The 23,192-nt window shown below is 67.0% G+C and carries 14 protein-coding genes (1 of these 14 cut by a window edge); 10 read left to right on the plus strand and 4 right to left on the minus strand.

The window, feature by feature from the left end:
* Both A5678_RS04855 and A5678_RS26320 read right to left on the minus strand, forming a co-directional pair.
* Positions 1-10,365: the start of a non-ribosomal peptide synthetase gene (locus A5678_RS04855; RefSeq protein ID WP_068039224.1), read on the minus strand. The gene continues 20,793 nt to the left of window position 1, outside the view; only the first 10,365 of its 31,158 coding nucleotides appear in the window; it begins with the start codon at positions 10,363-10,365; its stop codon lies beyond the left edge, outside the window.
* An 18-nt stretch (positions 10,366-10,383) separates the two neighbouring features.
* Complete coding sequence (locus A5678_RS26320) at positions 10,384-10,605, minus strand: MbtH family protein (protein WP_082945386.1); 222 nt, start codon at positions 10,603-10,605, stop codon at positions 10,384-10,386.
* A 1,101-nt stretch (positions 10,606-11,706) separates the two neighbouring features.
* Between A5678_RS26320 and A5678_RS04860 the strand changes: the two genes are divergently transcribed.
* The 9 genes from A5678_RS04860 (at position 11,707) to A5678_RS04900 (ending at position 20,278) form a co-directional block, all read left to right on the plus strand.
* Positions 11,707-12,498, plus strand: coding sequence for a GAP family protein (locus A5678_RS04860; RefSeq protein WP_068039228.1), 792 nt, complete (start codon positions 11,707-11,709; stop codon positions 12,496-12,498).
* Between the two features lie 43 nt (positions 12,499-12,541).
* Entirely contained in the window at positions 12,542-13,288 is a 747-nt protein-coding gene (locus tag A5678_RS04865) for an ANTAR domain-containing protein (protein WP_068039232.1), read from the plus strand.
* Positions 13,289-13,481: 193 nt separating this feature from the next.
* On the plus strand, positions 13,482-14,999 hold the full coding sequence (locus A5678_RS04870; RefSeq protein WP_068039235.1) for a CdaR family transcriptional regulator: 1,518 nt from the start codon (positions 13,482-13,484) through the stop codon (positions 14,997-14,999).
* 191 nt (positions 15,000-15,190) lie between these two features.
* A complete protein-coding gene (locus A5678_RS04875; RefSeq protein ID WP_231983574.1) occupies positions 15,191-15,760 on the plus strand; it encodes a hypothetical protein in 570 nt (189 codons plus the stop codon).
* Positions 15,761-16,185: 425 nt separating this feature from the next.
* Positions 16,186-16,752: a GreA/GreB family elongation factor gene (locus A5678_RS04880; protein WP_156746754.1), complete on the plus strand. Its 567-nt coding sequence runs from the start codon at positions 16,186-16,188 to the stop codon at positions 16,750-16,752.
* Entirely contained in the window at positions 16,745-17,212 is a 468-nt protein-coding gene (locus A5678_RS04885) for a GreA/GreB family elongation factor (RefSeq protein WP_068039241.1), read from the plus strand. Before A5678_RS04880 ends, A5678_RS04885 begins: the two co-directional genes overlap by 8 nt.
* A gap of 246 nt (positions 17,213-17,458) precedes the next feature.
* Complete coding sequence (locus A5678_RS04890) at positions 17,459-19,015, plus strand: succinic semialdehyde dehydrogenase (protein WP_068039244.1); 1,557 nt, start codon at positions 17,459-17,461, stop codon at positions 19,013-19,015.
* Positions 19,016-19,163: 148 nt separating this feature from the next.
* Positions 19,164-19,742: a cyclic nucleotide-binding domain-containing protein gene (locus A5678_RS04895; RefSeq protein ID WP_068039247.1), complete on the plus strand. Its 579-nt coding sequence runs from the start codon at positions 19,164-19,166 to the stop codon at positions 19,740-19,742.
* Positions 19,743-19,843: 101 nt separating this feature from the next.
* The gene (locus A5678_RS04900) at positions 19,844-20,278 is read left to right on the plus strand and encodes a DUF4383 domain-containing protein (RefSeq protein ID WP_068039250.1); all 435 of its coding nucleotides are present in this window, start codon (positions 19,844-19,846) and stop codon (positions 20,276-20,278) included.
* A gap of 15 nt (positions 20,279-20,293) precedes the next feature.
* Here A5678_RS04900 and A5678_RS04905 read toward each other — a convergent pair whose 3' ends face one another.
* Together A5678_RS04905 and A5678_RS04910 are read right to left on the minus strand one after the other, a co-directional pair.
* Positions 20,294-21,121: an isocitrate lyase/phosphoenolpyruvate mutase family protein gene (locus tag A5678_RS04905; protein ID WP_068039253.1), complete on the minus strand. Its 828-nt coding sequence runs from the start codon at positions 21,119-21,121 to the stop codon at positions 20,294-20,296.
* A gap of 145 nt (positions 21,122-21,266) precedes the next feature.
* Positions 21,267-22,031, minus strand: a complete 765-nt coding sequence (locus tag A5678_RS04910) for a cutinase family protein (RefSeq protein WP_068039256.1) — start codon at positions 22,029-22,031, stop codon at positions 21,267-21,269.
* A 60-nt stretch (positions 22,032-22,091) separates the two neighbouring features.
* On the opposite strand from A5678_RS04910, the gene A5678_RS04915 reads away from it, so the two are divergent.
* On the plus strand, positions 22,092-23,099 hold the full coding sequence (locus A5678_RS04915) for a GerMN domain-containing protein (RefSeq protein ID WP_156746755.1): 1,008 nt from the start codon (positions 22,092-22,094) through the stop codon (positions 23,097-23,099).
* Positions 23,100-23,192: the final 93 nt, after the last annotated feature.

Below are 23,192 nucleotides of genomic sequence, written 5' to 3' on the forward strand. Positions count from 1 at the left end.
CAGCAAGTGCGCCAACCGGTTGGCCGCCTCGTCCAGCTCCCGGTACGTCATGGAGTGGCCGTCGCAGACCAGCGCCACCGCGTCGGGCGTGCGGGCCGCCTGTGCGGCGAACAAACCCGGGACCGAAACGGGCGGCACCGGCTGGGCCAACACTCCGGTGTTGCCCCACTCCTCCAGCCGGGCGTGCTCGCCGGCATCGAGCAGGTCCACGGCCGACAACCGGCGTTCCGGTTCGGCGGTGACCGCGGTCAACAGCCGCTGCAACCGCTCGATCAATCCCTCGACGGTCTTGCCATCGAAGATGTCGGTGCGATACTCCGCCGTCACGGCGATGCCGGCGCGCTGCCCGGACTCGGTCCAGCGTTCGGCCAGGGAGAATGTCAGATCCATGCGAGCGGTGTTGGTGTGCACCGGCATTGGTGTGACCTGCAGATCCCCCAGGGCCAGCCCGCCTGCGGGAGCGGTGGCCTCGCCGGGGAAGTTCTCCCAGCCCAACAACACCTGAATCAGCGGATGGTGGGTCAGGCTCCTGGTGGGGTTGAGCCGCTCCACCAGCAGTTCGAAGGGTACGTCCTGATGCTCGAAAGCGGCCAGACTGCGCCGTCGCACCTGGGCCAACAGCTCCGCGAACGTCGGATTCCCGGCCACGTCGACCCGCAACACCAGGGTATTGACGAAGAAACCGATCAGATCGTCGAGCTCGGGTTCGGACCGTCCGGCGATCGGGAAGCCAACTGCCACATCGTCGCTGGCGGTGATCTTGGCGAGCAACGCGGCGAACGCGGCCTGAATCACCATGAAGCTGGTCGCGTTGTGCTCGCGCGCTACCCGGCGAAGCTGGTGCTGCAGTTCCGCCGGCCAGTCCGTCGCCAGGCGGGCGCCGCGGTGGTCGGCGACCTGGGGGTAGGGCCTGTCGGTGGGCAGCTGCAGGCGTTCGGGCAACCCCGCCAGTGCGTCGGCCCAGAAGTCGAGCTGGGCCGAGATGCGGCTGCCGCTATCGTCCACGTCACCGAGATGCGCGCGCTGCCATAGCGTGTAGTCGACGTACTGCACGGCGAGCGGCGCCCACTCGGGGGCTTGCCCAGCGCATCGGCTGACATACGCCAGCCCGAGGTCACGCGCGAACGGAGTGATCGACCAGCCGTCGGCGGCGATGTGGTGCACCGCGACCACCAGCATGTGTGTGTCGTCGGCGACCGTGAAAAGCTCGGTGTGCAAAGGGCTTTCATTTGCCAGGTCAAAGGTGTACCGGGCCGCCGCCGACATGCGCTCCCGCAGCCGGTCTTCCGGCCACCCGCGCGCGTCGACGACGTCGCAGGCAAAGCCGATCCGCTCCGCGGGAACCACCACCTGCTGCGGGACACCGTCGGTTGCCGTAAACACCGTGCGCAGGCTTTCGTGGCGGGCCACGACGTCGGCCAGGGCGGCACCGAGCGCGTCGACGTCCAGGTGACCCCGCAGCTTCAATGCGACGGTGACGTTGTAAATCGGTGAGGGGCCTTGGAACTGGTCGATGAACCACAGCCGGCTCTGGGCGAACGACAGCGGAATCACCGCCGGGCGCTCCGCCGCCACCAGCGGCGCCGGCCGGTTGGCTTCGTCACCTATGAGAAGCACCAGCTGGGCGACCGTGGGCGCCTCGAAAACGGCCCGGACCCCGAGGTCGGCGTTCAGGCTGGTGTTGACCGCGGCGATCAGCCGCATCGCCGACAGCGAATCCCCACCCAGGTCGAAGAACGAGTCGTCGACGCCGACGCGCTCCAGCCCGAGCACCTGGCCGTAGATGCCGACGAGGATCTCTTCGGCGGCGGTGGCCGGCGCGCGGTAGCGATCCATGTCCTGGTAGTCGGGTGCCGGCAGCGCCTTGCGGTCGAGCTTGCCCGAAGACGTGAGCGGGAATTCCTCAAGGGCGACAATGTGTGTCGGCACCATGTACTCGGGCAGCCACGCGCCCAACCGCTCGCGGACCGCGGCGATCTTGGTGTTGGCGTGGGGGTCGTTGGCGGTGCTGCGTTGGTTCGGCCCGGCGGGCGGCAGGTAGAGGTCGGTCAGCGGCGGGCCGGCATCGGCGTCGGCGACGAAAACCGCGCTGAGCTTGCCTGGTTGGACCCCCCAGGTCACCGCGACGCGGTATCCCGCGGCTTCGCCGAGGCGATGCAGTTCCTCTGGCGCGCTGGCCTCGGTGGCCGGACCGGCTTGAGCCAGGGCGTCGGCCACCGGCAGCCCGGCGGCGAGTGCGGCTTCGACGTTGACGTCGGCGATGACTCCGGTGTGCGGGATGTCGGTGACGCGGACGACGGCGGGGCGTTGGGAGATCAGCTCCTCGTGCAGACCGCGCAGGCCCGCGCACTGGTCCCACGCCCAGGTGGCTGCGGCGGCCACCGAACGCACGCGGGCGGGCGCCTTGCGGATGGTGACGTCGTAGCGATACCGGTTCAGCTCGTTGTCGGCCAGGCCCCGCTTGAGTTGGATCTCGAGCCCGCCCGCAGACGGACATTCGGCTGCCCACTCGGTGAAAAACGCCGGGGCGAGCAGCAATTCGGCCTCGCCGAGCACGGCGTGGCGGACTCGCTGGCGGATTTCGGCCGTGTCGGCGGTCCCGGTGGCGCGGGCCAGGGCGATGCCGGTCTGGAAGGCGCCCTGCAGGGCGTGGTTACGGATGTCGCCGATGAACACCGACCCGCCTGGAGCCAGCAGCTCCATCGCCTTGTCGATGACGTCGGCCAGATATGCCGCGTTGGGGAAGTACTGGACGACGGAGTTGAGAATGATGGTGTCGAAGGAGCCCTGCGGCAGGCCCTCGGTGACGTGGGCGGGCTGGGTCAGCAGTTGGACGCGGTCCCGCCACGGGAGCTGCAACCGCTCCAGCGAGCGGGCCAGGTTTTCGATCGCCGTGGCCGAGAAGTCCGTGGCGACATACTGTTCGCACTCGGGGGCGAGCTGGGTCAGCAGCAATCCCGAGCCCGCGCCGATCTCCAGCACGCGCCGCGGCTGCAGGGCCATGATTCGATCCACCGTCGCCGAACGCCACTCGACCATCTCCTCGAGCGGGATCGGGTCGCCGGTGTAGCTGCTGTTCCAGCCCCGGAAGTCCATGCCGAAGTCCGACTCGACATCGGGGCTGTACAACTCGTCGTACAGGTGCTGCCACTGTTCGACGCTTTCGGCGTCCGAGGCGCTCCCGTCGGCGGTGGCGTTGGGGTCGAGGGTGACGTAGGCGACGAGGTGCGCGCCGGTGGCACCATCCTGCACGGTGACGGCGGCCTGGGTGACCTCCGGGCAGGCCAGCAGCGTGTTCTCGACTTCGCCCAACTCGATGCGCTGTCCGCGCAGCTTGATCTGGGTGTCGGCGCGCCCCAGGTAGTCCAAGGTTCCGTCGGGGGCCCAGCGGACCAGGTCGCCGGTGCGGTACATCCGCTCGCCCACGGTCCCAAAGGGATTGGCGACGAATCGTTCGGCGGTCAGCTCCGCCCGGCGGACGTAACCGTGCGCCAGCGCCGGCCCGCTGAGGTAGAGCTCGCCCACCACCCCGACCGACGTCGGATTCAGCCAGGCGTCCAGCACCAGTGCGCGCACCCCCGCTATCGGGGCGCCGATGCGAATCGGCTGCCCCGCCGACAGCCGCGCACAGGTAACCCAGATGGTGGTCTCGCTGGGGCCGTAGCCGTTAAACATCCGTCGCTCCGGCGCCCAGGCGTCCACCAGTTCCGGCAGGCAGGCTTCGCCGACCGCGACCAGCGTGTCCAGGTCGCCGAGCCGGGCCCGGTCCAGCGTGGACACCACCGTCGGGGTCAGGATGGCCGCGGTCACCCGCTGGCGTTGCATCAACGCGGTCAGCGCCTCACCGGCGTAGGCGCCCGGAGGGGCCACCACCAGCGCCGCCCCGCAGCCCGCCGCGAGCAACAGCTCGCCGACCGATGCGTCGAAGGTCGGCGAGGCCACCATGAGTAGCCGCGCGTCCGCGCCGAACCCGAACAGCGCGCGTTGCGCGGCGGTCCAGCCCAGCAGCCCGGAGTGGCTGACGGCCACGCCCTTGGGGGTGCCGGTGGAGCCGGACGTGAAGATCACGTACGCGCTGTTGTTCACGCCCAGTGGCGATAGCCGATCGGTGTCGGTGATCGGCGCGGCGGAGTACCCGGACAGGTCCAGCCCGTCGATCCGCAGCACAGGACGCGTGCCGGCCCCGGCCACTTCGTCTGTGCCGCAGGCCAAGACGCAGACCGACCCCGCGGCATCCAGCACCGAGGCGACCCGCTCGACCGGGTGGTCCAGGTCCACCGGCGCATGCACGCCGCCGGCCTTGACCGCCGCCCACCACGAGACCACCAATTCAACACTGCGATCGATCGCCACGCCCACGGCGCGCTCCGGGCCCACACCCGCGTCGGTCAGCTTGCGCGCCAAGCGGTTTGACCACTCGTCAAGTTCGCCGTACGACAGCTGACGTTCGCCGTCGACCACGGCCACCGCGTCTGGGTCGGCCGCCACGGCCGCCGCCAACAACTCCGGCGCCACCCCCACCGGCGCGGCCACACCCGCGCCGGACAACTGCGACAGCACGTGGTCGCGCTCGGCGTGATCAAGCAGCTCCACGGATGACAGGCGACGGGCGGGATCGGCCGTCATCGCCACCAACGCCCGCCGGAACCGCTCGACAAGCGCCTCCACGCTCGCCGAGTCGAACACGTCGGTGTCGAACTCGACGTGCAGACCGAGCTCGCGGCCCGGGAGGGCCTCCATCGTCAGCGGGTAGTGGTTGTACTCGCGATTGGTGAACTCGGCGATGGCCAGCCCGTCGGGGCCCAACTCCATGCCGTCGCCGATCGGGTAGTTCTCGTACACGAACAGGGTGTCGAAGAGCTGCTCGTGGCCGGTGAGGCGATGAATGTCGCTGAGCGCCAGGTGTTGATGCTCGAGCGTGTCGTTGTTGGTGTCCTGCAACTGGCGCAGCAGGTCCGCGGTGGTGGTGGTCGCGGTGATGGTGGCGCGCACGGGCACCGTGTTGATCAGCAGCCCGACCATCGATTCGGCGCCGGCCACCTCGAGTTGGCCCACGCGCGACCGCGGTGTACCGAAGACGACGTCGTGTTGGCCGGTCAACGAGGTGAGCAGCAGCGCCCAGGCGCCCTGCAGGACGGTGCTGACGGTGGTGTGGCACGAGCGCGCGAGTTCGCTGAGGGCTTGGGTGGTTTCCTCGGCCACGCGGAACGATCCTGATCCGCGCCGACCTTGCCCCAATCGATCCTTCGGTCCGACCAGTGTGGGCGTTTCGAAGTCGGCGAGCACCTCGGCCCAGGCCGCACGCGCGGCGTCGAGGTCTCGATCGGCCAGCCAGGTGACGAAGCTGCGGTAGGGCGCGGCCGGGGCGAGCGGCTCCCCATAGTAAGCCGTGAAGACTTCACGCAGCAGGATCGGCAGCGACCAGCCGTCGAGCACGATGTGGTGGTTGGTCAGCACCAGCCGGTGCCGGTCGGTCGCGGTGCGCACCAACGCAACCCGGAAGGGCGGCTGGTCGGCCAGGTCGCAGACCGCGGCGCGTTCGTCGGCGCACAGCCGCTCGATCTGCGCATCGGTGTCGAGATCGACGTACCGCCAGGCCACCACCGGATTGGCCGGGATGATCTGCACCGGCTCGTCGAACCGCTCGTAGAACCGGGCCGCTAAGTGGGGATGCCGGTTGATGAACGCGCGCACCGCATCGTGCAGGCGTTCGGGGTCAAGGGGGCCGGTGAGCGTGAAATCCAGCTGCACCGCGTACATGTCGTCGCTATCCTGCGCGGTGCTGGAATGGAAGAGCAGACCCTGCTGCAGCGGGGTGAGCGGCAGAATGTCTGCCGGTTCGTACCGAAGGTGTAGCTCGTCGATCTGCGGTTGGCTCAACCGTGCGGGTGCGATGTCCGACGGCGTCAGCCCGCCGCCGCCGGCTCGCACGTGCGCGCAAATGCCGGACAGGGCGTCGAACCACAGCCGGCTCAGCCGGGAAATCTGCGTTTCGTCGAAGGCCGACGGAGCCCAGGTCCAGTTGGCGTGCAGCTGCGGGCCGGCGTCGGTCTCGACGGAACCGGCATTGAGTTCGACGGTGTGCGCCAACGGCATTGGGATTGCCGCGGCGGCCGCGGTCAAAGACAGGCTGTCCTGGTGCAGCCGCCACAACTCGTCGGGCAGCTCGGGCCCGGCGACCAGGCGACCGAGATAGTTGAACCCGATCGCCGGGTCGGCGCCGTCCAGCTCCACGTCACCGTTCAGGTAGCGCAGCACGCCGTAGGTCAGTGGGTGCGGCACGGCGCGAAGCTGTTCCTTGGCTTCTTTGATCACCGCTCCCAGTGCCGGCTCGCCGGCCCGCACCTGGGCCCACTCCAGCCCTCGGGTCGTGAGCGATACCGGGTATTTGGTGGTGAACCAGCCGACCGTGCGCGAGAGGTCCACGTCGGGCGCGAGTTCCTCGTGCCGGCCGTGGCCCTCGACGTCGATGCCGATCGGCGCGGCGGCATCGCCCAAGAATTCCGCCCATGCCAACCCGAACGCGATCAGCAGAATGTCTTGTACGCCAGCGTGAAACGCCGCGGGCGCCTCGCCGAGGAGCGTGCGCGTAGTCTCGGCATCCAGGGACGCCGACAGGTGCCCGGCGGTGGCGTAGGTGTCGGTGTCGCGGCGCACCGACGGCAACGCCGACGGGGTAGCCGCGATTCGCGACCAGGCGTCGGCCTGTTCGACGACCTCCGGGCGGCGCGCATGCTCGTCGAGCAGCGTTGCCCATCGGGCGAAGGATGTGCCACCCGCCGGCAACGCCGTCGGCTGCCCGCCCCGGCGCTGCGCCCAGGCGATGTTCAAGTCCTCCAACAGGATTCGCCAGGACACCCCGTCGATGGCCAGGTGGTGGATGACCAACGCCAGCTGGCCGGTTGGGCCGGCCCAGAGCGCGCTCAGCATCGTTCCGGTGGCGGGGTTGAGCCGCGACCGCGCGTCCACCAGCGCCTCATCGGACAACGCGTCGACGGATCGCAGGCAGCGGGCCGCATCCAGCGAGCCGGGCTCGGGCACCCATAACGACCGCCCGTCGCTCTCGACGCGCAGCCGCAGCATCGCGTGCCGGTCCAGCAGGGCCTGCAAGGCGGTCACCACGTCGGCCTCGGTCGCTGCTGCGGGCGCCTGCAGCACCATCGTCTGGTTGAACTGATCGATGGGGCCGTCGACGCCCTGCAGCCACCGGATGATCGGGGTGGCGAACACCGGGCCGAGACCATCGTCGGTCACGTCGGTCTCGCCGTCGATCACCCCGACCACCCCGGCCAGGCGGGCCACCGTTTGTTCGACGAAGACGTCCCGGGGCCGGCATGTCAATCCGGCGGCCCGCGCTCGCGACACCACTTGCAGCGCCAGGATGCTGTCGCCGCCGAGTTCGAAGAAGGAGTCGTCGATGCCGACGCGGTCGACGCCCAGGACGTCGGCGTAGATGGTGGCCAGGATTTCTTCGACGGGGTTTTGTGGGGCGCGGTAGTTCCCGGCGTGGTATTCCGGTGCCGGCAGCGCGCGGGTGTCCAGCTTGCCGTTGGCGGTCAACGGCAACCCCTCCAGCGCAACGATGGCCGCGGGCACCATGAACGCGGGCAACCGCTCGGCCAGCGCGGTCTTGAGCCGGCCCGCCTCGGCGGTCCCGGTGACATAGCCGACCAGCCGCTTATCCCCGGGGCGGTCCTCGCGGGCGATCACCACCGCCTGCCCCACCCCGTCGAGAGCGCTTAACGCTGTTTGGATTTCCCCGAGCTCGATGCGATACCCGCGGACCTTGACCTGCTCATCCGCGCGACCCAGATACCGCAGCTGCCCATCAGCACCCCAACACGCCAGATCCCCGGTCCGATACATCCGCTGCCCAGACCCACCAAACGGACACGCCACAAACCGCGACCCGGTCAGTCCCGCACGCCCCAGGTAACCGACACCCACCCCGGCCCCGGCCACATACAACTCCCCGATGACCCCCACCGGCACCGGCCGCAACCAGCCATCGAGCACAAACAACCCCGCCCCCGGCACCGGCGACCCGATCGGCGGCACCCCCGAGCCCGCCTCCAACCGGGCACTGATCGCCACACACATCGTGGTCTCGGTCGGCCCATAGGCATTGACCATCACCCGACCCGGCGCCCACCGGTCCACCACCTCAGCCGGACACGCCTCCCCGGCCATCACCAACGCCACCCCATCCAAACCGGCCGGCTCCAGCATCGCCACCGCCGACGGCGTCTGCGTCACCACACTCACACCCTCGGCAACCAGGACGCGGTGCAGGTCCTCCGGAGCACGCGCGGTGTCCTCGTCGATCACCACCACCCGGCCGCCGCGCAGCAGCGGGGCAAAAATCTCCCACACCGAGACGTCAAAAGCCAGCGAATGCGCATGCGACCACACCCCCGGCAACGGCAACCCCGCATCCAGCGACCCGAGCAACTGGGTGACGTTACGATGCGTCACCCCAACACCTTTGGGCACACCCGTGGTCCCCGAGGTATAAATCACATACGCCAGCGCCTCGGCATCGGGCTCAGGCAACGCCGTATCCGGCACAGCACCGATACCCCGATCGTCGACATCGATCACCACCACACCCCGGCCCTCGAGCCGCCCAGCCAAATCCGCAGTGGTCACCACCGCCACCGGCCGCGCGTCGGCCAACAAGAACCCGACCCGCGAATCCGGCGACACCGGATCAATCGGCAAATACGCCGCCCCGGTCTTCAACACCGCCAACATCGCCGCGACCGCCTCCGCCGACCGCGACAACAACAACGCCACCGTGCACCCCGGCCCCGCCCCCCGAGCCGCCAGATAACGCGCCAACCGAGTCGACGCCGCATCCAACTCCCGATACGACACCGACAACCCACCACACGTCACCGCCACCGCCCCCGGCGCCCGCGCCACCTGCGCAGCAAACAACGCACACACCGACACCGACGACGACCCCGGACCGGCCAAAACCGCCCGATTACCAAACACATCCAAGCGCGCACGCTCGCCACCACCGAGCACATCCACCGACGACAACACCCGCCCAGGATCGGCCGCCAGCGCCACCAACAGCCGTTGCAATCGCCCGGCCAGGTCCGAGACGTCGAAGTTTGAAAAGGGTTGTCCGACACCGACCGTGCTCAGGTATTGCTGATCCCCGAATCCGAGGAAGAACAGCCCGAAGTGGCCGACCGGGCCGAACGTGGTGTACGTCGCGGTCGCGGGAACGCCCGCGAGGCTGAGGGTGAGTCTGGCCGGAACGAAGTTGACGACTACGCGATTGGACGCTTGCGGAGCGCCACGGAAACCGCCGTCGCCGCCAAGCATGTGCACAGGAAACCGCTGATGCCGCAACGCCTCTCGTGAGCGCGTATCGACTTGCTGAAGAAAGTCGGCGACTGTGGCTGTCGGTGGCGCATTCAGCACCAGCGGCACCACCCCGGCCAGCATTCCGGGATGCGTCTTCGACCCGGGATCCAGTCGGCGGCTGACCGGGAAGTCGAGCACCACTTCGTCTGAATTGTCAGCGCGGAACCCGCGGACCAGGAGCGCGCACGCGGCGGTGAGGACCGATGATCGGCGGATGCCCAACGCTTTGGACAACTGCTTGATCGAGCCGACCACCGACGAGTCCAACTGGACTGGCGCAGACGGCGTATACGGGTCCCGCTCGCTGGCGGCTTGGGTCAACCGATAATCGGGTTCGCTTGCCGAGGGCAGGTGCTCAGCCCAATAAGCCTGATCCGTAACGTAATCGGTGGATGCCGCGTACTCCAGCTCGCTGCTGACGAGGTCCCGCAACGAGCCGAAGAAGGCAGGGGATATGTCCGCCCCTGAGGCAAGCGCGGAATAGACAGCCGCTATCCGGCGGCCAAGCAGGGCGATGCCCAGCCCGTCGATGGCTATGTGATGACAGCAGGTGAACCAGTAGTACTCATCGGGCGCCGTTTGGAACAAGTAGAAGTTGATCATCGGGCCGGTGAGCGGCATCGGAGTCCGTTGGATCGCCGATGCCCTCTCCCGAACCTCGCGCTCGGGATCGGACGAGGCGCTCAGGTCGTAGAAGGCCAGCTCGACATCCGGGTCGTCGATCGCCTTCTGAAAGACCTCCCCGTCCACCTCGAAGAAGCACACGCGGATGCTTTCGGCCTCGCCCACCACGTGCCGCATGGCCTGCTCGAAGAGGGCGCGGTCGACGGTGCCCTCGATCCGCACGAGCACACCGAGCTGCCACGCCACATCGAAGTGACCCGTTTGCTGCGCGAGCCAAATGTCCAGCTGCGCCCGCGTCAGCGGTAGTGCCCGGTCACCGAATTCCACTAATCCCCCCGAAAGCTTTCCCGACTCCTTCATACCTAGACCGTCTACACATCACAAACCAGAAGCGGGCAACCTCTCCCGCATACTCCTCGGACGAATGTCGGGCCAGTTCTGTTCGATGTAGTCGAGACAGCCCGCGCGGTCGGCCTCTCCGTATACCACTCGCCATCCCGCTGGGACGTCGGAGAAGACGGGCCAAAGGCTGTGTTGTTCCTCATCATTGACCAATACGAAAAATTTGCCGCTGTCATCATCGAACGGATTGAGCTGCAACGGACAACCTCCTACACAGAGATGGAAAATGCAGAAACGCTGCGCGCAGCCCGAAAACGCTGCAGTGCTTCAGGATTGGCCGTTAGCTTCGACCAGTATGTCGACCTGCTCACAGACACACTGCGGTGTAAGTGAGCTCCGCGGAGATCCCCGTCGTGATGTGACCGTCGTGGCTGCGGTTTCTGGCCCCGGTTCTGTCCCCGACCCGAACCGGAATATCGTCCGTAACGTCAACGGTAACCCGGGAGCGGCATACGCCGCTCCGCGGGGGCTTCCGTCGGCGCACCAGCGGACCACTGACTGGCTGGCACTACGACTTTGGATGTCGCACTCCACGGCTCCGCAAGTACCCGGCGGTACCCGGGGCCAAACATATGAATTTCGTTCATACGTAAGAGATTCGCCTTGACGCATGTTGCACGCGTGTCACGCCGCTCAGCAAAACAAACTTGTCCCGCCACCTCTTTCGTTCTCATACCGGACGGGCGCCGCCGCGTCCCGAACCCGACATCGGCAGCGGTCGCCGTTTGCAGACCCCCGCGTATCAAAATTGCTGTGGCGGGCTCGGGCGCTTTGCGCCCGGGTTCATCCACGCCTGCGCACACTGATCGGCTGGCGCTTCGAAATTCCGATCTTTCACGTGCTAAGCGCCATGCGTCCGGTTCGCTTGCACAGGAAAAATGCGTCGCTCGTTCCCGGAGTCGACGGCGATCGAGGCTTGCTGTCGTCCGTCCCTCGCTTTGACCGAGGCTGACGTCGAACGTTGCTGCCGCCGGGCGGTGTATGTCCGAAGGTAATTCACCCAACCCAGGGTCGACGCAGCGGGAGATCTAGACACTGGGTATGCCGTTGCCGCGGCGGTGTCTCGCCGGCAGGCTCGGCTGTGACTGATCTGCCAAACCTCCACGCGCGCGTTCACGCCGCGTTGGTCGAACGTTCAAATTTCCGAGGTCGGGACTGCGCTCCTCGAACATGTTGAGCCGGAGCGGGATTCGGGGATCCAGACGGACGCGGTGGTGCGGAGATGTGAGTTTATGCACTGGGTCACGGTTCTCCGGTAGCCTTGTTTAGACCCGCCCGGTCGCGGGTAGAGCTGCGCCAATGTGGGGGTCAGTGCTGGGGCTGGGAATTCTGGCGGCGCTCAATCCGGTGCGTCTCGGCCTCGCGCTCCTGATGATCTCCCGGCCGCGGCCCGGGCCGAATCTGCTTGCCTACTGGCTAGGTGGCCTCACCGTATGTGTGCCCGAATTGGTGGCACCGCTGATGCTGCTGAACTTCACGTCCACGTTCGGCACCCTCGGGCACGGCTCGGCCGCCCCGGCCGCGAACTCCACCCTCCCCCACATCCAAATCGGGCTTGGCGTGCTCGCGCTGTCGATCGCCACGGTGATGGCCGTGCGCTTCTCAACGCGCGAGCGGGCGGAGGCCCGAGTATCGAGCCACGGAACCTCGACTGCCGCGCCGGCCTCGGATACGCCGATCGCGATCCCACGATTTCTGAGCCGGGCACAGGATGTTTCCGCCGACGAGCGTTCCGGAATGCGGCGCCTGCTCCACCGCGCGCACCGGGCGTGGGAGAAAGGATCGCTGTGGATTGCCTGGGTGATCGGGCTGGCCTCGGTGCCGGTCGATGGCGTGCTCTTCATCCTCGCGATCATCGTGGCGTCGAGGGCGGCCGTCGCCACGCAGGTAAGCGCTTCGATCGCGTTCGTCCTCTTGATGTATTCCGTCGTCGAAATGATCCTGGTCGGTTATGTCGCGGCGCCGGCCCGAACCCAGGCCGTCCTGCGGCAGCTGCACGACTGGGTGCGCGCCCACCACCGGCAGATTCTCGTCACCGTCTTCACCGTGGTCGGGGTCACGCAGCTGGCCCAGGGCATGCACATCCTCTGACCTATCGGGTTATAGCCCGGCGGGAACGGGTAGTGGTTGGATTGTGGAGAGCCAACACCGGTTCGAGGTGATAGCCCACGAGATGGACCGAAGCTCGTCGGGGGTCTCATTCCTGCTCCTGGATCGTGACCTGCGAATTAGGGCGGCGAGCGTCGCATACGAGCAGGTCACCTTGCGGGAGCCTGGCGAGCTGCCCGGGCAGTTCCTCTTCGACGCGTTTCCCGACAATCCCAACGATCCCCAGGCGAACGGCACGGCGAACCTCGCCGCGTCTTTGGAGACCGTGATGCGCACCCGCGACGCGCATGACATGCGGATACAGCGTTACGACGTCCGCGACCCGGTTTCGCCCGATCAGTTCGTGCCGAAGGTGTGGTGCCCCACCAACGCTCCCCTGGTCGACCACGGCGAGTTGGTCGGCGTGGCTCACCGCGTCGAAGAGGTTTCGGAAAGCAAGCAAATGCTAGCGGAGATGGCGCGCGTGGCCGGTCAGGGTGGCTCCTGGACCCCGGCCCAAGTCCTCCATACGCTCGAGGCGATCAACGCGGCGGAGTGTGCCCGCCTCGGTGAACGCCTGCAGGCGGTGGTCGCCGAGAACCGGCAGCTGCGGCGCGCAATCGAAACGCGAGACACGATCGGCCAAGCCAAGGGCATGCTGATGGAGCGATTCGACATCGACGCAGCGGGCGCGTTCGAACTGCTGGTGAAGCTTTCGCAAGACACCAATGCCCGGGTGGAGCAGATCGCCCTCAAGCTGGTGGAGATCGACCATCCCCCGAGCGCCCAGTGAGCTGACGCAGACGATGCGCCCGATGCGCGCGTCGTTGATCGGGCGCAGCCGCTCGCCTTGAACATCGGTGACACCAGCGCACGCGCCAAGCCCGGCTGCATCGGGCGCGAGGAAATTCGACAAATACAAGTCCTGACCGCGGGAAGATAAAAAGGCATCTGCGTCTCGTTTCTCGGCCGGGTTGGGAGCGCTCGTGATCACTTTGGACCGCTTGGTGAACGTGCTGGGTGGTTATGGGGTCCGGCTGGCCTGGTCATCGGTGCCCAGGTCCACCGAACTGCGCAGCGTGGCCCTACGCGAGGGCGAGCGTGCCGTGACCGGTGACGTCTTGCTGGCGATCGGCGCCGCTTCGGTCAGCGAGGCGGTCCGCTGGGCGAGCGCGGCGCACGCGGTCCTGGTATTGGCGCGCGACGACGGCGAACCGATGACGTCGAATGAGGACGCTGGGGTCGGCGCGGTGATGCTGGTCGACGAGACGCTGTCGTGGAGCGAGGCCGCCGCCGTCATCTACGGGCTGGTGCTGGAGGGCCGCGAAACCGCGGCCGGTCGAGGCCCGACCGATCTGTTCGCACTGGCCGACAGCCTGGCGGACACGGTCGGCAACGCCGTTGTCATTCACGATGCGCTGTTGCGCGTGCTCGCTTATTCACGGCTCCAGCAACACGCCGACCCGGCCCAGGTCGAGACCATCCTGGGCCGACAGACTCCGGATCGGCTGCGCGCCCTGTTCGATGCCCGTGGCGTATTCGCCCATCTGACGAACTCGGACGAACCGTTGTTCGTCGAGGGCGATGCGGAGTCCGGCGTGACCGGGCGCATGGTCGCGGCGGTGCGCTCCGGCCGAGAACTGATGGGGTCGGTGTGGGTGGCCTGCTCCGATCCGCTGGAGGAAACGCGGAGGGACGCCTTGGCCGAGGGCGCGCAGACGGTGGGCCTACACCTGCTGCGGTCCCAGGCCAGCGCCGACCTCGAGCGTCAGGTCGAATCCGAACTGGTGATCCGGTTACTGGAAGGCAGCGCTGACTCCGCCACGGCGGCAAGCAAGCTCGGCCTGCCGCAGAGCGGTTTGCGGGTGATCGCGCTGCAGGCGTCCGTCGGCGCCAAACGCGACGCCGCCCTGCTGTTGGCGTTCGAACGCGCCACCGCCGGCTTCGGCTGGTCGCGTCCCGGTCGCAGCGCCTTGGCAGGCAACACCATCTACACCGTGCTGCCCGCAGAGCAGGCCTCGGTGGCGCGCCACTGGGTCACCGGTCTCGGAGCGGCCCTGCCCGAAGGGGTGGCTTTGTTGGCCGGTGTCAGCGGGCCGGCCGCGGTGACCGATCTGGCCGCTGCGCGTCAGGAGGCCGACGAATGCCTGGCGTTACACGAGGCGTCGCCCGCATCCGCGCCCCCCGCCTACGACGAATCGTGGGACGACATCCTGCTCCAGCGGTTACGGACGGCGGCGCGAGCCGGCCGGTCTCCGACTCGTGGACCCGTGGCCGAGCTGGGACGCCACGACCGCGCTCATGGAACCGACTACCTCGCCACGCTGCGGGCGTGGCTAGGGGCGCTGGGCGACCCGGCCGAAGCCGGTGACCGTCTAGGAGTACACGAAAACACGGTGCGTTACCGGCTCCGCAAGATGGCCGAAATCACCAATCTCCCACTGGATGACGCCAGGAAGCGGCTGGCCATGATGATCGAACTCGCGGCCACCGATATCGATTGAGTCGACGCTGTCAGAATCCGACAACCGGCGGCGGCGCCATTGTCGGACTTCGGCAAGCCATGCGGCAACTGTGCGCGCCACCATTGAGGTGAACAACTTACGGCCTTCCCAATCCCTCGATAGGACATCCGATGACTGCCCCGCGTCACGATGATCGACCGCCGTGCCCGCGCAGAGCCGAGGATCCTGCCGTGCTGGAGACGTTCACCGTGCCGCTGCCGCGAAAGCTGTTCTCTCGGCTGTTCGGCCGCAACCCACTGCTACGGGCAAGCGACCGGGTTGAGGCGCTGCTCCTGGTGCTCGCCCTCGCGGTGTCGCTGTTCACCGTACCGATCGCCGCTGCCGTCGGCACCGCGGTCTATGACTCGCGGAGCCGCGTTTACGCGGAGCAGGTGCAAACTCGCAGCCCGGTGACCGCGACGGTCATGGGGGACAGCCACTCCCCTAGGAAATTTGACAGCCGGACGGTCCAGATGCCCGCCCGATGGGATTTCGCCGGGGCAGAGCGCGCTGGAGACATCGCCGCACCCCCCGCGGCCAAAGTCGGTGACGAGGTCGAGATCTGGGTCGATGCCCAGGGTTCGCCCTTGACCCGGCCGAATGTATCGCCCCGCACCGCGGCGGTCACCATCGCCTTCGCGATCTGGAGTGCCGTAAGCCTCGCGGTAGCCGCGTCCTTCGCCGGCGCCCGGCACGCCCTCGACCGAGCCCGTTACACCCGCTGGCAGCGCGACTTCGACCGCTTCGTCGGGCAACGGTGAGCTGAGGACCACCACCAGCGATCGGGCACCCGGTACCCGCAGCAGCCCCTGCGGGTACTGAGGTTGTTCCGCGCGGGTTCGTGGCAAATCGCGTTGTCGGCTCCGAACAACGGCGTAAGCCGGCGTTGTCCATTTCGGGCAAGCGCCTTGGCGCCCGCGCGGGCCACCATGGAAGTAGCAGTTCGGAATCCACAAGCGGAGGTGTGCGGTGAGCGGCGGAACGCAGCGTATCGCATTGGCCGACACCGCATCTGATCTTTTCCGCGTCCAACCGCGGAGCCGCCCCCGGGCTTTACCGCCCGTGGCGCGCCCGCACGATGACTCCGACGCACGCTTGCCCCCCACGGGCTCCGCGTCGTCAGGGACGGCTGCCACCCGCCGGCCCGTCCCTGACGACACCCCTACTCGATGAAGGAAATAACGCAATGACCAGATGCGCACCTGTCTCTATCACGCCGCAGCACCGGCGCCGACTGCAGGACGAGCTCGCCGCGCTGCGCTCCCGGCGCAGCATCGAAGTCCCCGACGACGCCATGGATTACGGCGGGCACCGCTGCACGCGACCCGCGGCACGACGAAAACGCATTCGCGAGATCGAGGACCTGCTGGCCACGGCCGTAGTGCGTGACGATCCCGCACGCGAACGGATCGCGGGCCCGGGCATGGTGGTGACCATTCGCCACGACGCCAGCGGTGAAACAGAAACGCTGCTGCTCGGCCGGCGGGGCGCCGAAAGCGCCGACATCAAGGTGTACTCGATGGCGTCGCCGCTGGGCCGGTGCATCGCCGGCGCTCGCCCCGGCGAGCAACGCATCTATGCGATTCCGCATGACACCGGGCGGCTCGTGACCATGCTCAAGGCCGTTCCGTACCGGGCCGCATCACGAGATGCGCAAGCCCGCAGCGATTGCGTCCATCGAACGCGCGGGAACGGCGTCCTGGACCGGCAGCCATTGACCACCATTGACGGAAAGGGGAACGACCATGACTAGCGTGCAGCCCGCGTGGCTTACGCCGCAGGCCTACGTGCGGCTCCAGCAGGAACTGGCTGACCTGCGAGAGTTGTGTGGCGGCAACGTGTTTGGCGAAGACGCCGATGAGAGCGCGGCCGCTGTCCAGCGCGCATGGCGGCTGCGGATTCAACGGATCCATGACCTGCTGCTCAACGCCGTCGTCGGCGAGGATCCGCCCGACGACGGGGTCGCCGAACCCGGCATGGTCTTGACCGTCCGCTACGACGACACCGGAGACATCGAGACCTTCCTGCTGGGCGCGCGCGGCGCCGAGTACGGCGGCGTGGAGGTGTATTCGGTTCATTCCCCGCTGGGCGCGGCCATCACGGGGGCGCGTCCCGGTGAGCAGCGCAGGTACGTGCCGCCCAGCGGCGTCGGGCTCACCGTCACGCTCCTGGACGCGGTGCCATACGGCGTCCACCTCGCCGGCATGAACTGATGCCGGCCGCGAAGCCTGCAGTTCCTGGCGCCTTGAGCCCGACAACGATGGTGCCGGCATGCTGTTCGAAGTAATCGACCCGTTGGCGATGATGTTCCTTCTGCTGGCGGTGCTCTTTCTCATGATGGCGGTCGCTTATGGACGAATGTGACGGCGCCTTTCCACTGCTTCGCGCGCGAGCACGGGAACATCGGGCAATCTCGGGCGGATAGTCTGGTGTCCTGGACTTCTGCGAGAGGAAGCGACATGTCTGCACCGTCAGCCGACGTCTTCGACCGCCTGCGTCAGCTCGCCGCGATCAAAGACGCCGCCGCACGCGAGACCAAGACGATCGACGAGGTGTTCACGGGCAAGCCTTTGACCACGATCTCCGTCGCCACGGCTGAAGACGTCGAAGCCGCATTCGCTGAGGCGCGGGCGGCTCAGGTCGACTGGGCGAACCGCCCGGTCTCCGAGCGCATCGACGTCATCAGCCGCTACCGCGACCTGGTCGTCGAGAACCGCGAGTTCCTGATGGATCTCCTGCAAGCGGAGGCGGGCAAGGCCCGATGGGCCGCGCAGGAGGAGATCGTCGATCTGATGGCGAATGCGAATTACTACGTTCGCGTATCGGCGGACCTGCTCAAGCCCCGGACAGTGCAGGCGCTGCTCCCCGGGATCGGCAAGACAACGGTCGCCTACCAGCCCAAAGGCGTGGTCGGGGTGATCTCACCGTGGAACTACCCCATGACGCTGACGGCGTCCGACTCGGTCCCGGCGCTGCTGGCGGGTAATGCGGTGGTGCTCAAGCCGGACAGCCAGACCCCGTATTGCGCGCTCGCGTGTGCCGAGCTTTTGTACAAGGCCGGCCTGCCGCGAGCGCTCTACGCGGTCGTGCCCGGCCCGGGCTCGGTGGTCGGCACCGCAATCATCGACAACTGCGACTACTTGATGTTCACCGGCTCGACCGCCACCGGCAGGCAACTCGCCGAACACGCGGGCCGCCGGCTGATCGGTTTCTCGGCCGAGCTCGGGGGCAAGAACGCGATGATCGTGACGCGCGGGGCCAACCTCGACAAGGCTGCCAGGGCGGCCACCCGCGCGTGCTTCTCGAACGCGGGCCAGTTGTGCATCTCGATTGAGCGGATTTACGTCGAGAAGGACATTGCCGAGGAGTTCACCGGCAAGTTCGGCGCCGCGGTCCGAAACATGAAGCTGGGCACCGCGTATGACTTCTCGGTCGACATGGGCAGCCTGATCTCCGCGGGTCAGCTGGACACGGTGACTGACCACGTGGACGACGCTAAAGCCAAGGGCGCCAAGGTGATTGCGGGCGGCAAGGCACGGCCCGACATCGGGCCGCTGTTCTACGAGCCCACGGTGCTGGCCGACGTCACGCCGGAGATGGAGTGTGCGGCCAACGAGACGTTCGGGCCGGTCGTGTCGATCTACCCCGTCGCCGACGTGGACGAAGCCGTCGAGAAGGCCAACGCCACCGAGTACGGGCTCAACGCCAGCGTATGGGCCGGTTCCTCGGCGGAGGGCGAGCAAATCGCCGCCCGGCTGCGGTCGGGCACGGTGAATGTCAACGAGGGTTACGCATTCGCATGGGGCAGCCTCAGCGCGCCGATGGGCGGGATGGGGCAGTCCGGAGTCGGCCGCCGACACGGTCCGGAGGGTCTGCTGAAGTACACCGAGTCGCAAACGATCGCGACCGCTCGCGTGTTCAATCTCGATCCACCCCTTGGCATTCCGGGAACACTGTGGCAGAAGTCGCTGGTTCCCGTCGTGCGCGCGGTGATGAGGCTCCCCGGTCGGAACTGACTACAGCCGGTCGCCGGCGTCGCAATCACCGCATCCGGTTCTGTCGCCGGGCCGGCTGGGAGATTTCGTCGGGATCTTCTGCCATCTGTATCGCAAATCCGCGTTACGCTCCTCGATGTAGCGTCACATCGCACGTCAGGAGTCCGCTATGAAGGCCGATGCGAAGCAATATGAGGAAGACGCTCGCCGGTTACGCCAGTACGCCACCTTCAATGACTTCTCGGATGCCGACCTGCAGCGTCTCGCCCGAGCAGCTCATCGCACTTCGACGTCGGCTCCTTTGCCGCTGATTCATGAGCAGACGCCGTCGGACGCCTGCTACATCCTGCTCAGCGGTGAGGTGGGCGTATACGTCGGGAGGGACCGCGTCGCCGTGCTGGGCCCTGGCGAGGTGATCGGCGAATCGGCGCTCCACCGTGGGAGACTGCGGTCTGCGACCGTTACAACGATCGGGCCGGCCGAGGTCTTGCGCATCGAACGCGCTGATCTCGCCAGATTGCTCGACGAGATGCCGGCGCTTCGCGAAATCATTGACGCATCCGTGGCGCGACACGTGCCCGTAGAGCTGCCGCCGAAACCAAAACCAGCGCGCACCAAGTTGGGCGCCTCGGTCCGCACCGAGTTGGTCGAGCGGTTTGAGGAAACCGCCAACCGTGCCGGCGTGGACGTCGCGACCGCGGTCGAGGACGCGCTTACTCAGTGGATCGAACGAAATAGCACGGCGTAGCCGCGATCCAGCCATTGACCGCTCGGCTGCCGTCCTCGTTGACCACGGCCTACTACAACGCGTAGTATCCCGGTATCCCGCCGCGCACAAGGGGGTGCAACGTGAGGTGGAGTTTCGCCCAGATCGGGCTGCTGATCATTTGCGCTTTTCATGTCATTCAGGCGGTGATCGGCCTCATCATCAATCCCAGTTTCGCGACCGGCCCCGCCGCGCCGACCGTCCAACTCCTCGGAATGGACTACAACGGCTGGCACGCCGTCGCCGGTCTCGCGCTATTCGCTCCAGGTCTGGTGTTCGCGATCCGCAAAAGGTGGGCCGTGCTCTATCTGCTGCTCGCCGCGATACCCGGTGCGCTGCCGGGCATTTGGGCGTTCTTCTCGCATCAGGTGGCCTTTGTCTTCACCTTTCCCAACAATGTCACCGACGCGGTGGTACACCTGGTGACCGCGGGGGTGATGGTCGCGGTGGCGGCTGTGCAGATCCGGCTGGATGGTGGACTGACGAATTCGCTCGGCGATCTCCGGAAAGCGCGGTAGCTACTCGGCGAGGCGCTAATCGGTGAACAGCGAGTTCAGCTCGTCGAAGCTCGCGGCTCCGGTTAGTCCCTCAAAGGACCCGTCCTCAACCAGCTTCCGCGCGGCAGCCAGGAACGCACCCCACGCGACCCGACTGAAAGCCGAGCCAACGCTGATCCGTCGCACGCCTAGCTGCGCAAGGTCCGTCACCGTCAGCCCCGTGTCCGACGACATCAGAACGTTGACCGGATACGGCGCAACGGCGTCAATGAGCATCGCGATGTCCTGTTTGGTACGGATCCCCGGCGCGAAGAGCACCTCAGCTCCCGCCTCGGCGTAAGCCTGCAGCCGCCGGACGGCCTCGGCGAGGGGATCGGGGTGCCCGTAGAGGAGGCATTCCGCACGGCCGGTCAGGATGACGTCGGCGCCCGAGTCGTCGATCGCCGAACGCGCAGCGCGGACGCGATCGGTGGCCTCGGCCAGTTCGAAAAGCGGCGTGTCGGCGACGCCCGTGCCGTCTTCGATCGAAAGCCCGGCTACGCCAGTGGTCACGCAGCGCTCCACATTGCGCGCGAGCTCGCCGGCATCGGAGGCGTACCCGGCCTGGAAGTCGGCGTTGACGGGCACGCTGACCGCAGCCACTATTTCGGCGATGTTGTCGAGTGCCTCGTCGACGGAGAGCGCGGCCACCGTGTCCGGCAGACCGCGTGCGAAGCACAGCCCGGCGCTCGTGGTGGCCAGCGCGGGGAAGCCAAGCTTTGCCAGCGCGATTGCCGACCCGGCGTCCCACGGATTCGGGATGAGAAAACACCCGTCCTGATGTAACCGGCGAAAATGCGCTCCAACGCCACCGCGTGAGTCCACAACCCGATTATGCTCGGGCCGACGCCGTGACGCCGCCTCCGATCGACCGAAGATGCGAAATGATCTGTGCGCCTTGGCCTCAAACCACGCATGGGGCGGCCACAAAGTGAAACCGCCTACGAGGCCGGCTAACGGCCAGCTGAAATCAACTGGGAGCGCCTGGGAACCCGGCGGGGCTCGGCGGCCCCCCAGGGACCGCGCCAGCCGGTCCGCCGGAACCGCCGCCCAGACGACTGGCGGCAAACGCCGCCCCCTGGTCGATCATCGCCGTGTTGGTCGAGTAGTTGTCATGTGCGGCGAAATTCATTCCGTCAGAGCAGATCGGATCGCCCTGCGCGCATACTTGGATGGTCTTGGCCTGATAGAGCGGACCGATGACGACCGGCGGCTCGCCGAAGAAGTTCATCGCCTTGTCGCTCGGCAGTGCGAAGAGCACAACCGAGGAAACGTGGTTGGCCACCTCGGGGTCCAACGGTTTGGGTACGGTCGCCGGATCGATCCCGGGCGGTACGGCAGCCGAGGTGACGAAGCCCATCACGGCAGCGCCTTGGGAATAGCCGCCGAGCACCATCTTGGTGTTCGGGCAGTCGTGCACCATTGAAACGACATGCGCGCTGGCGTCTCTGATGCCTTCCTCGCCCGCGTTCGTCCAGTCATGGGTGGCGGGGTAGTTGACCGGATAGACGTCGAAGGAACTCGCGCCGACGCGTGGGCGCAGGGAGTCGATAAACGCCTGCCCCGTCGGACCAAGACCCGGCGGGTCATCGGTGCCGCGGGCGAACAGCACTTGGACGTCCGGACACGGACCGGCGGAGGCAGCCGGTAATGCAGCAGCAAGGACCGAAGCGCTGACGCCCGATACCCCGACTGCCGCAGACGCAAGGAAACGGGAGAGGTGACGTGCGGTCATGGCGCTGTGTGCCCAACACATGCGATTTTTAAACCACGAGTTTTTCATGCGCTGACCGCAGTGGAACGCCATCGCAGAACGGTGGGCTGGCACGACGCGATCGCGGGTCAGCTGGAGAGGAATTTCCTCGATACGCAGGTCCGCGCGCCGAGCGAGAGGCAGAAAAGAGAGGCCGTTAAGGGCCATCCGCCCCTTTTGCATCAAAATACCCGCTGGCACCCTCAGCCCATGAAGCGCGGAATCTGTGTACTTTCGGCCCTCAGCTTGCTGCTCGTTGGAAACGCGTGCGGCAAGCGCGAGCGACCGGCCGCGACGACGTCGAAAACCACCGCGACTTCGACGGCACCGGCGACCACATCCGTCGCTGGTCCGGACACCTCGATGCGGCTCTACTTCATGCGGGCGGGCAAGGTAGCGGTCGCCGGCCGCAAGGCGCCCGCCCCCAACATCAAAGAGCAAGCGATGCAAGGGCTTCTGGCGGGGCCAGACGACTTCGAACGGAGCATCGGCATGTCGTCGGCGATTCCGAACGGGACTAAGCTGCTCAGCCTCAGCGTCGCCAACGGCACCGCCACGGTCGACTTGTCCAGCGACTTTCCGTCGGGCGGCGCCACCACGCTGCCGGCGGTTAAGACGCAACCACGCGTCGCCGAGGTGGTCTTCACACTGACGCAGTTCGATGACGTCCATGGGGTGAGCATCACGATCGATGGAAAAACCCTTGAGGGAGCCGCGGAGCTGAAACGTGCCGACCTGGAGGCTGTGACACCCAAGATCCTCGTCGAATCTCCGGTTCCCGGGGAATCCGTCGCGTCACCGGTGGAGGTTTCGGGATTCGCCAACGTTTTTGAGGGAACGGTGTCCTACTCGGTCAACGCACCGGACGGCGCAGAGCTCAATCACGGCTTCACAACCGCGACGGATCAGGCGTGGGGGCAGTGGTACAACTTCAAGTTCACCTCCCCCTTCACGAAGCAACAGCATGGCTTCGGCCACGTCATCCTCTGGGAAGTGAGCATGAATGACGGCTCCCATATGAACCTCTACGACGTACCGGTCAACATGTGAGCGAAGGGTCCCGTGCGGCAATCAGGGAAAGGTCGATCGGACCCCGCTTTAGGTGACACGGACAGGCGATGTGCCCGCGGCAGCGGTCCTCGC

It is taken from the genome of Mycobacterium sp. E2733 (assembly GCF_001667585.1).
Lineage (GTDB): Bacteria > Actinomycetota > Actinomycetes > Mycobacteriales > Mycobacteriaceae > Mycobacterium.

Excerpts from the sequence above, each read along its gene's own strand:
- A5678_RS04860 (WP_068039228.1), top strand. The coding sequence starts at position 11,707 with ATGTGGGGGTCAGTGCTGGGGCTGGGAATTCTGGCGGCGCTCAATCCG.
- A5678_RS04880 (WP_156746754.1), top strand. The coding sequence starts at position 16,186 with ATGACCAGATGCGCACCTGTCTCTATCACGCCGCAGCACCGGCGCCGA.
- A5678_RS04885 (WP_068039241.1), top strand. The coding sequence starts at position 16,745 with ATGACTAGCGTGCAGCCCGCGTGGCTTACGCCGCAGGCCTACGTGCGG.
- A5678_RS04890 (WP_068039244.1), top strand. The coding sequence starts at position 17,459 with ATGTCTGCACCGTCAGCCGACGTCTTCGACCGCCTGCGTCAGCTCGCC.
- A5678_RS04895 (WP_068039247.1), top strand. The coding sequence starts at position 19,164 with ATGAAGGCCGATGCGAAGCAATATGAGGAAGACGCTCGCCGGTTACGC.
- A5678_RS04910 (WP_068039256.1), bottom strand. The coding sequence starts at position 22,031 with ATGACCGCACGTCACCTCTCCCGTTTCCTTGCGTCTGCGGCAGTCGGG.